The organism is Planctobacterium sp. R6, assembly GCF_055755215.1.
Genome location: NZ_JBVTQY010000025.1, coordinates 34,048 through 48,274 on the forward strand (window position 1 = coordinate 34,048; position 14,227 = coordinate 48,274).

The 14,227-nt window shown below is 42.2% G+C and carries 11 protein-coding genes; 3 read left to right on the top strand and 8 right to left on the bottom strand.

Annotation, left to right across the window (positions count from 1 at the left end; translation table 11 throughout):
* Positions 1 to 12 precede the first annotated feature (12 nt).
* Positions 13 to 2,481: a DotA/TraY family protein gene (locus tag AC0J20_RS15325; protein ID WP_473022356.1), complete on the bottom strand. Its 2,469-nt coding sequence runs from the start codon at positions 2,479 to 2,481 to the stop codon at positions 13 to 15.
* 88 nt (positions 2,482 to 2,569) lie between these two features.
* Here AC0J20_RS15325 and AC0J20_RS15330 point away from each other — a divergent pair, with 88 nt between their 5' ends.
* Genes AC0J20_RS15330 through AC0J20_RS15340 form a run of 3 tightly spaced genes read left to right on the top strand, consistent with a single transcriptional unit; the run spans position 2,570 to position 6,764 of the window.
* Positions 2,570 to 3,181 (top strand): type IVB secretion system protein IcmW, encoded by a 612-nt coding sequence (locus tag AC0J20_RS15330; RefSeq protein WP_473022357.1) that lies wholly within the window; start codon positions 2,570 to 2,572, stop codon positions 3,179 to 3,181.
* Positions 3,178 to 3,960, top strand: coding sequence for a hypothetical protein (locus tag AC0J20_RS15335; RefSeq protein WP_473022358.1), 783 nt, complete (start codon positions 3,178 to 3,180; stop codon positions 3,958 to 3,960). Before AC0J20_RS15330 ends, AC0J20_RS15335 begins: the two co-directional genes overlap by 4 nt.
* Before the next feature lie 14 nt (positions 3,961 to 3,974).
* Complete coding sequence (locus AC0J20_RS15340) at positions 3,975 to 6,764, top strand: TraM recognition domain-containing protein (RefSeq protein WP_473022359.1); 2,790 nt, start codon at positions 3,975 to 3,977, stop codon at positions 6,762 to 6,764.
* Positions 6,765 to 6,778: 14 nt separating this feature from the next.
* Here the strand turns inward: AC0J20_RS15340 and AC0J20_RS15345 are convergent, their stop codons facing one another.
* The 7 genes from AC0J20_RS15345 to AC0J20_RS15375 all read right to left on the bottom strand — a co-directional run bounded on the left by AC0J20_RS15345 (position 6,779) and on the right by AC0J20_RS15375 (position 14,225).
* Positions 6,779 to 8,092 (bottom strand): hypothetical protein, encoded by a 1,314-nt coding sequence (locus tag AC0J20_RS15345; protein ID WP_473022360.1) that lies wholly within the window; start codon positions 8,090 to 8,092, stop codon positions 6,779 to 6,781.
* Complete coding sequence (locus AC0J20_RS15350; RefSeq protein WP_473022361.1) at positions 8,077 to 9,186, bottom strand: hypothetical protein; 1,110 nt, start codon at positions 9,184 to 9,186, stop codon at positions 8,077 to 8,079. Before AC0J20_RS15350 ends, AC0J20_RS15345 begins: the two co-directional genes overlap by 16 nt.
* 603 nt (positions 9,187 to 9,789) lie before the next feature.
* Positions 9,790 to 10,200, bottom strand: a complete 411-nt coding sequence (locus AC0J20_RS15355; protein WP_473022362.1) for a hypothetical protein — start codon at positions 10,198 to 10,200, stop codon at positions 9,790 to 9,792.
* A gap of 238 nt (positions 10,201 to 10,438) precedes the next feature.
* Positions 10,439 to 11,677 carry a secretion/conjugation apparatus DotM-related subunit gene (locus AC0J20_RS15360; protein WP_473022363.1) on the bottom strand — a complete coding sequence of 413 codons (1,239 nt, stop codon included), beginning with the start codon at positions 11,675 to 11,677 and terminating at the stop codon, positions 10,439 to 10,441.
* Between the two features lie 17 nt (positions 11,678 to 11,694).
* A complete protein-coding gene (locus tag AC0J20_RS15365; RefSeq protein WP_473022364.1) occupies positions 11,695 to 12,225 on the bottom strand; it encodes a hypothetical protein in 531 nt (176 codons plus the stop codon).
* Positions 12,222 to 13,106 carry a hypothetical protein gene (locus AC0J20_RS15370; RefSeq protein WP_473022365.1) on the bottom strand — a complete coding sequence of 295 codons (885 nt, stop codon included), beginning with the start codon at positions 13,104 to 13,106 and terminating at the stop codon, positions 12,222 to 12,224. The genes AC0J20_RS15365 and AC0J20_RS15370 overlap by 4 nt, the downstream gene beginning before the upstream one ends.
* Before the next feature lie 6 nt (positions 13,107 to 13,112).
* A complete protein-coding gene (locus AC0J20_RS15375; RefSeq protein ID WP_473022366.1) occupies positions 13,113 to 14,225 on the bottom strand; it encodes a hypothetical protein in 1,113 nt (370 codons plus the stop codon).
* Positions 14,226 to 14,227: the final 2 nt, after the last annotated feature.

Genomic DNA, 14,227 nt, shown 5'->3' on the forward strand with positions numbered 1-14,227 from the left:
TCTCAACCCTGACTATTGTTGGTTAATTTTTTCTAATGGCTGTTCTGTCTTTCTCACAGTTTCTGCGCTTTTACCCTTCCCTGCTCCTGGTGAATTGTTCGCATTTTGTCGGCGAGATTCCTCCTGCATTTTTCTTACCTGACCGCTGATGGCACCACTAGCTCCATCAGCCATTTTAGTAGCAACAGCACCACCACCGAGTATTTGGGTCTTAGCTTCATTTTCTCCAAAGTCCTGACTAGTGTCCGCATTGAGGAACTTAGCCATGGCATTCGGAAACTCAAATGCCAATGAAAAGGATTTATAAATAATAAACAGGGTTAACATCCCGTAAACGAACAGGCTCCCAGCAATACTACTTAAAGCCGCGTTTGCATTGGTTATCGCTGCGGCATCTTCCAAAGCTGCAAACACCGTAACATCCAAATACCAACCCATGACCTTCATAAGGCCCATCCCGACATAAAACCCAGCAACAATAAACGTTGGTCTAAGCACCAAATTGACAAGAATAGGATACATATGCTCCGCTTTCCCGGTCAGATCATCCCCTTTTATCGATACGTGTAACGCCCAACCCAACGGGCTGTAAAAAAGGCATTGAATCCAATACACCATGAACCCCATGACAGCAACAGTCATCATAACTGAAGGAATTGCCGGTATAAGATAGGCATATAAAAATCCCATAGCATACAACGCACTAATCCCCGACACCCCAAATTGCAGGAAAACTGACATTACTCCTGATGCACCCGCTCCCACAGCTCCCATGCCTACTGGTAGAGCTGATAAGGCTTCCGCAGCTCCCACAGCTAGTGCAATCCGAGTAATTGATAATTCTATTACCGTTACAGTAAGATCCCCTACCAACTTCACTTCAGCGATTGGGTCAACTTGCCCTGTATGATTTATACCTTGATTAATCGTTCGAACAGCCTCAGTCAATCCACTACTGAGCCCTCCAAAAACCACATCATTTAGTGCGTCGCTGGTCAATCTTCCCTCAGCAGCCCGATTATCTACTTCTGCTAAAAAATTAAGTCCTTCCCTGCTACTATATTCGGCCAATACCTTCGCAGCCTTAGCTTGAGCTATTTCACCCGCAGAGTCATCACAGCCAAAAACAAACCAGCTGCATTCGATAGACCACCCCCATCCAACAGACATTTCAGGAACATTCATAGAAATAGCGCCACTTACTAAACCCTGTCGACGGTTGAGTTCGTAATAGTACGTATGCATCATCATAAAGCCGTACCTACTTACCTCATCCACGAATGCCCTACTTGACGCCAACAATCGCGATTGAACATCAACGTCAAATGGACCATTAATCGCATTAAGAAAATTGTTTCGTTCGATGTTCAAATCTGCGTAAAAGCCAGCCACAGACTCACCATCACTACTTCCACCTTCTAAGGCTTCGGACGGGTAAGAACCGTGGTTAGTTAAATATTCATTAATTGATGGATACCTGTCCGCTATAGCCCTGACAGCATTATAATAGTTAACAATTTCATCCCTGAAACGCTGATTTATCGCCTGATGAATTTCTTCGATAACAGGTTCGGTATATTCAATGTTCGCAGTTTTACGCAAATTATAATCACCACATGCACCATCCATGATTTTGTAGCGATCGTAAAAAGCCCCCCCTCTGTCACCGCTAACTAATATAATATCGCCCCACTGACCCAGAGAATCACTCGATTCCCCATACCAATTTAAACTATTATCCTCATCTTGTGTCGCATACTTAGCCGCTGAGGCACACATCGCAGCCTCAATAATATTTTCACTGAGCAGATCGACTCCACCATCGCGCTGTACTGCTGCCTGCCCGCCACTTATCAAGTATTCAGCGCCCAATTGATTAATAGTGGAGGCAATGCCAATACCTAGCAGACCAAAGGACAGTACAACCACCTGGATGCCACACAGACCACCAAATCCGGGTATAGGAACGAGCATCGGCGCAGTGATGAATAACCTAAAAGGTAACATTTTACTCTGCCATTGCTCACCAAGCAGTTTACCGTCTCGACCGGTATACATCAGACCTTGAAACAACCCAAACATCATCATTATACTGGCGAAAAAGGCAGCTAATCCAACTGTCAAAGCAGCCAGATATGTGACAACGGTGATTTGTCCTCCGTCCTCACCAGACATTCCATATGGAGCACTTTCCCTGTCAAAAGTACGGGTTAAACTATTCATAACTGGCGAGCCGATGATCTGATAGCCTAAATACAGTCCAATATCTTGATTGCCCGGGCCACTAAATGCCCTTTCCGGTAACCCATAAGTATCAACTGTCGCTCCACTACCAAATCCAATTAACTCATCTTGGTTTTCTGGAAAAATGTTATGCTCAGATGTTAACGCATCGTCATCTTCCTGCGCATGCACAGGAAAACTAAGTTTGATTGCGATCAGACTCAACAATAGGATGTGGATTGCGGTTTTATATTTCATATGGCATAGCTAAAGCGCATCGTAACGCTATATTTTTGCTTATTTGAAGATTATAATATATCAATTATGCAACATTTTATATTTTTTTATGTTATCTAAATCAGAGGTCGAGGAGTATATTAGCTCCCTATCCCCTCGCACCCAAAACATTATTGAAAAAATGGCGCAGGCTGAAATATGGCCAGTTGATGATGAACCTGACCTTACGCCGCTGGTCGACGTCGCAGGTAAAAAACTGGCGAGTTTGCCGGAAAGTGCGATTCATCAACAATTGCACCTTTTGTTAGGTAACAGTGCACGGTTTAATCTGAAACGTTTTTTAAAATTGTTACAACATCTATCTCAGATAAATCCGGAGTTCGTTGCACAAATAATTTCACCTTATGTGGCCGGACGAATTGAAGATGGAGATGTTTATGCACACACAGTGATGACTCGCCTGACTCATATCATTCGAACGGAATTAATACATGAACTTTTTGATCCTGAATTGATCAGCTTAATCAATACCGCATTAACTACTGATGAAAATGAATTTTCATTTACAAAACAATCTCTGGAAACTGTCAAAGAAACACCCGCAGAAATAACGATTAAAGAGCCAGATGGCGAACAGGGACAGGCGACCATTAAGGGCGTAAACCCGCTTTATCAACGTATTTCTAAAGACATTAACGCTAAAAAGGAATCATCAGAATGATAAAAACCTTCACATTCAAATTAACGGCTGTCAGTGCATATGTTGGAATGGGTATGAGTTTTTCTGCCATGGCAAGTGACACCTGTGACATCGGAACTCTCCATGAAAGTGTGACTGAACGCTGGGAACTACCTGAAATGCCTTCAGCGCTAGAAGAATGCGGGATATCAGGTTTTTTAGATTTCGACTTTGGGATATCTGTTGGATCGTTGGGTGACCTGTTTTGTAATTTTGCGAATGACCTGATAGGCGATTTTCAACAAAGCCTAAGCGTTAGCTTCGCACTTGATCAGCATGGTTTACGTATAAACTCGCCTGTTTACAGCTATTCTTCCCCAAGCATTGAAACACTTGCAGAGGATTTCGTATACGGTGAAGACGGTCCGCCAGATGGTATCTTGGACAGAATTAACAGCTCAGTAAATGACCAGAGAAATGCTCTACGTGGACAATTAAATTATTCCTCAAAGCCCTCAGGATCCAGCATTTCAAATTATCAGTCACAAGTAGCCGGACAGGGGCTATCACAAGGCTCCGTAAATCAGGCTATTGACAACTTAAACAATATGCCTCTTGATATTCCACCAGCCCCTCAAAGTGGACAGGCGGGAAATCCAAACCTACCGTATCCACCAGTATCGGAACCTCGCGGTAGCACTCCTCGATCCAATAACTTAACGATAAAGCCTCAGGTCAAACAAGAAAATGACGAGGATGCAATGAAAGTACTCCGCGATCAGTTGTTTGGCACACAGGATAAGAAAGACGATAATAATTAATCAGTCTCAAGGATATGACAGCACATAACCCATTTTTACGAAAAGAAGTTAAAGAAAAAGTCTATCAGCGACATTACCGATTTTTCGGTGAAGGGTTTGGTGAATTTCTTCGTGGACAGAACTTCGCGTTGCTACTAATTTTCTACTCCGTTTTTCTTATTGTCGTTGAAGGTTTTTTTAAACTACGCCTTGGAATAGGTTTCTTTTCAATATTCCTGTTGTTTCCTTTCTATGTGTTCGCAAGAACTGGTCGTTTCACTTTCCCAATGTTTGCCCCTATATCATCAGGGCTCAGTGTAGACTTTGAAAACCGTGTTCCGCCCGGCGCTGGAAAAATTGGAGCTGAGAAAAATTTTGACAAGCCAAAAGGGTTAATTTACTTCGGCAATGAAATCGGGACGAATAAAGAAGTTTACTTCTCTGACAGTATCCTGCGAGCCCATTCACTTTTTACAGGCACGACGGGCTCGGGAAAAACCGTAGGGCAAAAAACCATACTTTCCGGTTTCATCCTGGCTGGGAGCGGGTATGCTCTGCAGGATGGAAAAGCTGATCTCAAACTACCTGTCGAACATTTTTCAGTTCTTTGGCGCTGTAATCGAATCGATGATGGACTTATCATTAATTACATCCGTGGAGACAGCGACGTCTGGAATATAAAACCAGATTCCGACATCAATACTAATAGCTTTAACCCTTACGGCTCTGCCGCTTCCGACACCCTTAATGAAATGACTAAATCGCTACTTGATGGTGATGGTGACATCTGGGCGAAGCGTGCTGACGCGTACGTTTCTGCCATGATTCGTCCTAATGTCTATTTAAGAGATAAACAGGGCATCGACTTAAATGTAGCTGTTCTTTCTGACATGTTGATACTAGAAAATGCCGGTAAAGTTCTTGGCAATGATTCCATTCCGGATGCTGCAAAGTCTGAACTGGATAAATTCATGCGCACGCTACCCGGTATCAATGATAAGTTCATTGCAGATATTAAGGCGGGAAAATCTCCCAGTGGGCAAGGCGCCTCTACGGTTCTTGATCAGTTTGGCTACATCTCTATGCAAATAGTACCGGTTATGAGTATGCTCGGCTCAGACTACGGTATGATTTTTTCTGATCCCTATTCCGAACGCGGACATGTTTCAATGGCCGATGTTGTCATGAATAGACGCGCTCTCATTATCTTGCTCCCTGCTTTAGAATTATCCATGAACTCGCTGGCCAGCGTTGGACGCATAACCTTAAGCGGCCAGAAAGCTATGATGGCAAAATCATTAGGCAGTACACTATCCGGTAAAACAAAGCGGCACACAGATAATAAGCCTACCAACTCCCCAGTACCATTTATGTCAGACTTTGAAGAGTGCGGGTATTATATGGTAGAAGGCTTTGCTGTTACCGCTGCCCAGGCTCGAAGCATCGGATTTGCTTTACTTTTTGCAGCTCAGGATTTGTCCGCTATGCGTAAATTATCGGATATGGTAAGTAAAGAAGTCGACTCAATCTGGGGAAACACTGCCGTCAAATTGTTTGGTAAGAACCTTGATCCAGAAACCCTCAAAATAATTATTGAGTCCATAGGTAAAGCCAAGTATGCAAATCTAGATCGCCTATCTGTAGATAGTGAAGGTGATGTCGTAGGTAACCTAAAAGAAGACACTGTATCTATCACCGAAGAAGATCGCGTCAACGTACGTATCCTGAAGAATTTGGTGGAAGGTGAAGTCGTACTGAATTACAACGATAAACTTGTGCTAATGCAGATCCCAATGTTTAAAACAAAAGAAATATCTGTACTGGCATTAAATAACTATATCACCCTTGAAAACAACACCTCAGTTGTCACTCAAAAGGAAAACGATAAACAGCGTTTTCTGAGCGCAGTTAAAAGAATACTCGAAACTGATGAGACCTTCACAATAACAGACGAATTCACGGAACGCTTCCAAACTTACGAGAGTTGGATGCAGTCTCCTAAACAAGGGACTCTCCTTGAACGGGGCGCGTCTTGCGCATCAGCTGAAATGTACCATCTTCAAGTAAGTGTAGCCAATATCATGGCTGGCAATTCGCTTGATGTCCTTTCAGCCCCTCAGACCAATAATCCGTCAATTAATCCCTCTACTGATGAAAACAGGCATGATGATTATTCTGACTTACAAAGCAGCAATAATAATGACCAACAGGGCTATACATCGCCGGTTCCAAATAATACCGAGTCACAACAAGCAATGAGACAAGAGCAACAGGTTTGGACTGAGGACGAAATAAATCAGAATTTTTCATACTCGGAAGAATACCCAACGGAACAGTCCAGTCCAGAACATACCAGTCAGGCTCCATCGATAGATTTAGTATCACCTCCAGAAGAAACAAATACCCCACCACCAATTATGGATGACAAGGCGATAGAAGCAGACCTTGCGCGTGAGACACCACCAGATATCGATGATTTTGATGATATGCCATCAATTGACGATTTCATGACTGAGGAAGATGTTGAGAAAACCAATGAGACATTTTATCGCTCTATGGCTATATTTGATGAAATTTTTAGCGGTAAGCAAATCACCGCCCAGGGAATCAAAGAGCAGCTGACCCAGTTAAATGATTCACTCTCCCCGGATATGCCAAATGGATATGCACAACAGCGAGCTGACGAGCTTATTGTCGATGTAGCGACGCAAGCTCAGCACCCATCTGAACCCACTCTGAAACCTGATAAACAAAAACAGGTATCTCTATTAGAGGATTTCATTCGTCGTCGATATCATACTGATGCAGCACCAGAAGAACAGTAATATTCAAACGCTTATCAAGGGCTTATTTTTACTGCAGCGCATTGTGTTTGAGCGCATATCATCTGCATCTCTTCAAATGTATGTAGTGCGCTCGATATACTACGATTATAAGATCCCCGTGCCAGGCATTGTTGCAGTCGTTGCTCATTGAAGTCTAACCACGTGGCCAACTTGAACGTATCATCCAAATACCCTTTTCGGATAATCTTTTCCATTTCGATATCAACGCAACTGCCAAAAATCTGCTGATTAATTCGCTGGCCACTAGTGCTAATATGTTTTTCTTGCAACATCGCAGTCTCAACAAAGCCACTAGGCAACGCGATATAATTCAAATACGCATAACCATCTGTTTGATATGCCTCACCCGAGCTGAAGTTTAATTGGTCAGCTTTATCCGGCGACAAGATAACTGAACATATTTCATCAATACGCTGTTTGACATACTGTTGCTTACGCTCTCCACTCATACTCTTAGCCACTCCTTTAAGGATCTGAGTACGTAATTCACCTGAAATTCTGTCCTGTTCGAGAACCACATTCATCAGGTAAGAGGGAGTTATAAATTGATTATAGGAAGACTCTAATAATGCAACATAAGCCGCCATATAAGTAAGATACAACGGGTTATTACGAGTCGCCTCTGTAATCGCAGATCCACCTTTGATAAACAATTCCGGATCTGACAACAAACAACCTTGCGTTTTTTCTTCAATTTGCTGAGTCAACTCCTCAGCAAGTTGCTCCCGGCGTATTCTCAGATCCATAATCATCAAATTACCTTTGTGATCATCTCGCTGCTTTCTTGCATTAAATAAACGATCACTGATCCGGAGTCGGGGGTAATCCTTGACTTCATTATACAGCTTTTCAGCTACATTCAATGCGTTGTGTACGTCCGCTTTAAATCTCAACTGTTTATGTTCATCTTGTTCCGTCTTAGCTTCATTATCACCAGTCAACAACCCCTGTCGTGACATCCGTCTCCAAAATCGATCATTAGCTTTTGACGCTTCAATAGCCGCGACGTGTATCGCTGTCATACTTTCCTTTTGCGTTCCGCGGACATGTAGACATTCATCATCAGTATAATACGGGAAAAATTCATTTGGACGGGTCAACATGAACAACATGCGATATGGAACGCTCCTGAGCAAATCTGTCAGCGGCATATCACTAATGACATTCTTCCCATCCATATTCGGAAAGTGCATAGCCCACTCTTTTTGTAAACGCCTGTACTGAAGTGACTTAATCCCATATTTCTCTTTAACTTTATCATCAAAGGCGCTGATAATTCCCTCAAAATCTTTCAGAGTGTAGGACATGATGTGTTCTCCCACTCTGGCAATCGCTGCATAACACTTTCCACCCCAGTAAAGTCGCAAAATGAATCGGTAATCCAGCGTTTATCCGCCTCAGTGAACTCCGGTATCGGCAAACCCGCTTTCCACAAACGACTCTCAATCATAGATGGCATCATTAATGGTTCACCAAGATGCTGTAACTGGTACTCTTTAAAGGTCCAACGAGGGGCATTGCGAACCATCTTCCTAAAATTAATATTCGAATCTATAACTCTGATGTCTAATGCACTCCCATTCAACGATATATTTGCATGTGGACGCATAATATCCACCATTCGCTGCACCTTCATACGCTTCGCCATCGTGTCATCAAGCGCTGAGGCAACCGTATTTACAACCGCTTGCTGCAAAGCAGGGTTCTCTGCTTGTCGTGCACCAAAATGCAATAGATCCATAATGTTATATGCCAGGTGAAAGTAATAATCGTGAATGGCCATTACTGAAGCCAATGCAATAGCATTCTGAGGATTATCATGTAAAGCATCGTCCGGATAACCCAGGTCACTTTGTTGAAAGTTTACTCCGAGATGGCGCTGAGTCCTGATCCCCTCTTCAAAAAACATCATAACACTGGTCTGCAGGTCGCTACACATATACAGTTCCCAGGTCATAATATCTGGCCCAATACTCAAATAAGAATTTTCATCACGGGAAACATGTTCGTCATCCGTCACATACCCCTCAATGGCTGCTCTTTGGAGCATTGCAGATAGACGATGATCTAACGCACTATGTTGACGGCTGTATGCCTCATATTTTGCTTGTTGAGTACTGTTACGTGGTAAACTTATGACATCAAATGACTGGAGAGCTCCAAGGCAGGCCTCCATATCAAAATCACGCTCAATACAATTCCATGGCTTTCTGACATGCCTGACAGCCCTTTCAATGTCTGTTAAATTTCTGCCATACCTTTTTTCTTCTTCCGTCTTATAAGATAACTCTGGTTCCGGTAAAGACTCATGTCGCGGATTTAACCCACCAACGGTGGTAAGACCTAGCAGGTCAGTTACCATCTCTCCTAATGCAAAATGCGCATTTTTACTGTAAGCCATGGTTGAACCCTGAAAATAAACAACACTGCATACATATTATCTTATATGCACACCCTGTCAACTGTTCAGATAAGTTCATTTGCATTAAAGTAAATGTACAATCCTGTCGTCAGCTTTTGTATTGCAGGTACGATGCACTATCTTATGCGGTATTTCAGCACACGAAAGTGTCCCATTGAATATAAAAAGTGCCGGTTAAATCACAGAAAACTTTACTCGGTAGCTACTGTGTTGTTTCCAGTCAATGCCTTTGTCAGGAAATTAGATTCACATCCCTAAACAGACCAGGCATTTAAAATCACTTGCACATTACACTTGATTCAAACCGACTGAGGCCTTTCTGCATCAATCGCACTTTCTTGAATTTTCGTTAAGCCAAAGAATAAACCTTTATATATCTTTTAGCCTCCGCCCTCCAGTTCCTCTGACAAATCCACTCACTTTGACAAGCATCATTTCTCATCGACCGTCTACACTCATGCAACAAGCTGCTCAGGTACGATTTACTCCTCAGGTTCAAATTTTCGAAGTTGATAAGTGTAAAACATTCGCATTGCAAACAATAAATTACCCATCTTGTGGACATATGATGCAGAACTAAAATTATCTGTATTCAATATCAATAGCATTCTTCCAATCAATATATGGTTTGCTAGATTTCTTATGATATCGGATAGGGAGAGCCAATACGGCAAGTATGTGCTTTACACTTAACCCACTTCTTTTAGATAGATTTGTGGCACAATCAAGGACAATATCCGGATGTTCTTTTAGTGCTTCGTGAAAGTCCAGATCAAACCGGTGCAGCTCATAGTATTCATTAAAACACTTCTCAATACCACAGAAGCAATTACCAACTACAGTTACACACTCCCTATGCTTAGAGTTGGAGGTTCTTCTTATGGCCTTTGCCAAAGCTGTCACGTATGGTTTAGGGAGAAATATCCTTGGGGTCGAATGGGTGTAATCAACCCATTTCATTATTCGGTTTTGATTTGCAGCATTTCTGCTCATTGCACACCTGCCAATGTTAATAAGTGAACACAACTACCAATAGATAGCTCATATTCACCTCTAAACACCGTTCTGACTTACCTGCAGAGTGATAGAGATTTCACCATAATTGACCATGGTAAGAAGGTGATGGCAATGGTGCGAAACCTAATATTAATACCGCCTATACGATAACCATATAGACACTCACCAATATCGTTAACAACATCTTATATAAAAATTATCAGTCCTGTAATACTTATCCAAATGAAGCACGATCAAAACGTACTTGTACCATTTTTTCGATATCCTGTTGAATTAAATCAAACTCCGGAGTTGGTACTGCCTGATCAGCAATACGTTCTGAAGTATACTGTTTAATAACCATCATCACTTCAGCATTACCTGCAGGCATGTTTTCACAAGGATTCCATTCTTCACTGTCCCCAGGGCACCCCGTGGAATGTAATACAAACCACAAACGCCTGTCTAACAATTTCATCCAGTTTAAGTATGCCGGTTGAAAAGTGCCATCACGCTTTACTTCAATATATAGTCTGCGAATAAAAGTAGAAACATATGCATGTTTTTGTGCTAATGCTTCCACCAAAGGACAATCCCAGTAAAGATCCAGGATTCTATCAACCTGCTCAAATACCTGCTCCTTTTTCATCTCTCCATTTAGCCAATAGGACGCATCCCCGCTTAGGCCATTTATGGCGTAATTCCTGCCTATTTTCATTTTTTGTGCGCGTCGACGTCGAAACTTTTTCTTCAGTGCTCCAAAAATTCCACTATTTTTAGTCTGTTCTTCCGATTCAATCTTTACCTCAAGTGCCGATAGCAGAATCGCTACAATCAAACGTTCAGTTTCAGAAAATGACTCTAGTCCCGTTAACAGGGGCCCTAGTTGCGAGGACATAACCTTACGGACCTGCACAGAATTAACCATATCTGGCTGTCCCTGACGTTCCACGATAATTCCACGCTTTACGCAGTAAGGGTAAGGATGTTCAGCGATACGGTACTTACCTTTGGTGATGTCGCTGGAGTCATCGAATGGATCATTATTAATAAGATGCCGGTTAAAACGATGAATTTTGGTTTCTTGTACCAGTAATGTCTCTAACGAATGTACCGTGTTGTATTTATCCTGTATGTTATTTCTATAGTGATAAATTCCAGCTATCAGGATAAGCAATGGCCATAGCCAAGATGAATACCAATAAAAGTGTCCTTCTGCATCTACCAACTGGCCAAGGGACCACCCTCTCCCTTCCAATGCATCATCCAACTCGTTAAACGTGCGAATATCAGAACGCCGCTCACCAAAAACCTGCTCAAGCAATATATCAACAGTGTTCAGTTCAACTCTTTTTACCGTAGACCATGGTTCTGTCACTATCGTAGGTTTAAAATACAACAGGGCAATAAGTCCACCAAAGATAAGTACGCTGAAAATTAAAATGATGTCCGTTTTTGTAGTATGCCCTGCCATATTGTCACCCTACTAATTTAACGAAAGATACTTGTTCTTGATGGCCAATACCGCCCACTCTTTAAATACTGAGTAAAAGGGAACTTCTGACGAGTACGAATCATCTTTGCTTGATACCAAAAGCTTAGAGTTATCAAAGTAAACAACATCGATAAGGGGACAACAATAAGTAACACCGCAAAGGTAAACACAGGCATAAATAATGAAATAAACGGAATGTGAATATTAATCGGCTTATATAGACCAATAATTGGCACAGAAATTATTACAAGGGCAATGACAAGCGAAACAAGTCCAAACAATAGAGACTGATGATACCTAAGTTCCATCATATCGGGACTGACATTGTACATCTTTATCTCTTCTTTAAATAACGCTTCAGCCTGCTTCGCATTTACAGAATCAAAGCGCTCCTGTCGCTTACCAGCAACATCATCGTTTTCCTTTTTTATCTTCTCGAACTGACGGTGTATGTCCTGATTAGGCTTTAACGGATTCCCATTAAAAAACCCAGGTTTAAATAACCATTTTACCGTGCTTTTTATCATGACATACCTTTCGCATTCTGCGCTGAACCCTTACTACGGCTGAACAACGTCACCAACTTATTGACAATACTTCCTAATGCATCATTAATCTTCTTGCCGTCTTTCAAAGCTTTCAGCATATTGTTTACCGAGCTGCCATTTTGGGCCCCTGCTGCTTTCGCTGCCTCGATACTCTTGTTTAACTGAAACTTGGTATTTTTACCGACCAGATCATTATCTTGCAGCGTTTTGAGGATACTCTGCGTTTTTTCATTATTTAAATGCTGGAACATATTTGCCTTAGCATGCAAAAGAGTATCTGCAGCCCGTTTGAGATCTGGATTTCTTCTAGCCTCTTCAGTCATTTCATCAACGCTTGCATGTTGCAACCCGGCTTTTTCAATCTGGTTGCTCAGTTGCTTAAAAGCATAATTCAGTCGCTGAGAGTCCCTGTTCAGGGTATTAGCCAATTGAACTGCCTGACGGTTATTATCATGCAATTGTCGCAAATGAGTGTGCGAGGTGTTCTCATCATTAAGCAGGTTGTTATTCTTGTTTTGTTGACCAAACAGCGAACCTAAAATAGATGGTTCCGGGCGCTGTTTACTTTCGAGTAACCGGAGTTTATTTCTATTATGCTCTATTTCGTCTTCGAGTAACTTCCTCATCTCATTGGTCTGCTCTCCTCCAGGATCTGCCTTTGAGTCATATTCTCTCAATTCAGGCATATCAGCATCCAAATAACTGAATTGTGGTATGGGGTGCCCATCAAAACCGCCGAGCTCTTTATCCAGTGCCTCAAGACGATCTTCATCCACTAAAAAATCAGCGGCTTTTTGGTAACCCGGAGTATCCAATGACACACCAGATATCAGAAATTGTGACTCTGCTACTAAACTCATAACACATTACCTCGCTGGTCGCTCGCGTAAATTCGATTCAATCTGTTCCAATAACTGTGTGGCCATTACACTATTACCCCTACGCAACAGTTCCCTCTGTTCTAACAACAATTTATTGGTAACTGATGTCTGCAGAACCAGATCCTTTAGCAACGGTACAGGATCTGCTTTACTCATCACTTCACTGTGCCATTCCCCATCTCCTCCATAGGTACGATTTACCGTCTTTTTAAGGGTTTCATAATAAGATGCCTGCCCAGGCTGTTCAGGTATTCGCTCTGCTACATCTCTCTGCAATATCGACGTAGCTACATTCAATCTTGCACGTTTGCTCGCTTGTGCCTGTGCTCGTGCTACTTGCTCACGAGACATATTTCCGGTTATCTGGGGTACACCTATGGCATCAGACAAATTAGCATACATTACATCGATACTGATTTTGGCCGCTTCTTGAACCTGTTCATCATTGTAAGTATCTAAACCTTCCCTGACATAGGCGCTGCATTGCAAAAGAAAATCAGATGGCTGATTACCAACAGCATTCAGCTTCATGCGTTCAATCAGTTTTGATTGTTCAGATTCACTACCTTTTTGTGCGCTTTCCAGCGCACTTTGTGCTTGGCCCGCCTGTAATCTTGCAACCGTACTTTCCGTAATTTTTTGCATGTTACCGATATGCTGTGACTCTGCCACCGAATAACACGGCTGAGGAGGAGGTTCAGTGGCACGCATGATTTTACTTTGCTCAATCCCTTTAGTTATCTCATTCTTGATATCTGTTGACCGCGCAATAGCTTTACTTTCTTCCTGGGTACCAAACATTCCTGATGCACTGAATACCTCTCCCAGTCTACCAAACAAGCTTTGCAAAGGTTCAGTAATAACCTTGGTGATATTTTCCGATATAGCTTTAGCAAGGTCGTTGACCCACGCATTGGCAGGTGGAGAATGAGTCAATACAGCAGCTGCCACCGCAGCAATACCAACACGTTTCGCTGTAGCATTATCATCGGTGACACTATTCTGCTCTACACTATCCGGACACTTTGGTTGAACGTCAGATTCGACGTTCTCCTGCTCTCTAGAATTATCTTCACTATTTTTTTCAGAATATGTCATTA

Excerpts from the sequence above, each read along its gene's own strand:
- AC0J20_RS15325 (WP_473022356.1), bottom strand. The coding sequence starts at position 2,481 with ATGAAATATAAAACCGCAATCCACATCCTATTGTTGAGTCTGATCGCA.
- AC0J20_RS15330 (WP_473022357.1), top strand. The coding sequence starts at position 2,570 with ATGTTATCTAAATCAGAGGTCGAGGAGTATATTAGCTCCCTATCCCCT.
- AC0J20_RS15335 (WP_473022358.1), top strand. The coding sequence starts at position 3,178 with ATGATAAAAACCTTCACATTCAAATTAACGGCTGTCAGTGCATATGTT.
- AC0J20_RS15340 (WP_473022359.1), top strand. The coding sequence starts at position 3,975 with ATGACAGCACATAACCCATTTTTACGAAAAGAAGTTAAAGAAAAAGTC.
- AC0J20_RS15345 (WP_473022360.1), bottom strand. The coding sequence starts at position 8,092 with ATGTCCTACACTCTGAAAGATTTTGAGGGAATTATCAGCGCCTTTGAT.
- AC0J20_RS15350 (WP_473022361.1), bottom strand. The coding sequence starts at position 9,186 with ATGGCTTACAGTAAAAATGCGCATTTTGCATTAGGAGAGATGGTAACT.
- AC0J20_RS15355 (WP_473022362.1), bottom strand. The coding sequence starts at position 10,200 with ATGAGCAGAAATGCTGCAAATCAAAACCGAATAATGAAATGGGTTGAT.
- AC0J20_RS15360 (WP_473022363.1), bottom strand. The coding sequence starts at position 11,677 with ATGGCAGGGCATACTACAAAAACGGACATCATTTTAATTTTCAGCGTA.
- AC0J20_RS15365 (WP_473022364.1), bottom strand. The coding sequence starts at position 12,225 with ATGATAAAAAGCACGGTAAAATGGTTATTTAAACCTGGGTTTTTTAAT.
- AC0J20_RS15370 (WP_473022365.1), bottom strand. The coding sequence starts at position 13,106 with ATGAGTTTAGTAGCAGAGTCACAATTTCTGATATCTGGTGTGTCATTG.
- AC0J20_RS15375 (WP_473022366.1), bottom strand. The coding sequence starts at position 14,225 with ATGACATATTCTGAAAAAAATAGTGAAGATAATTCTAGAGAGCAGGAG.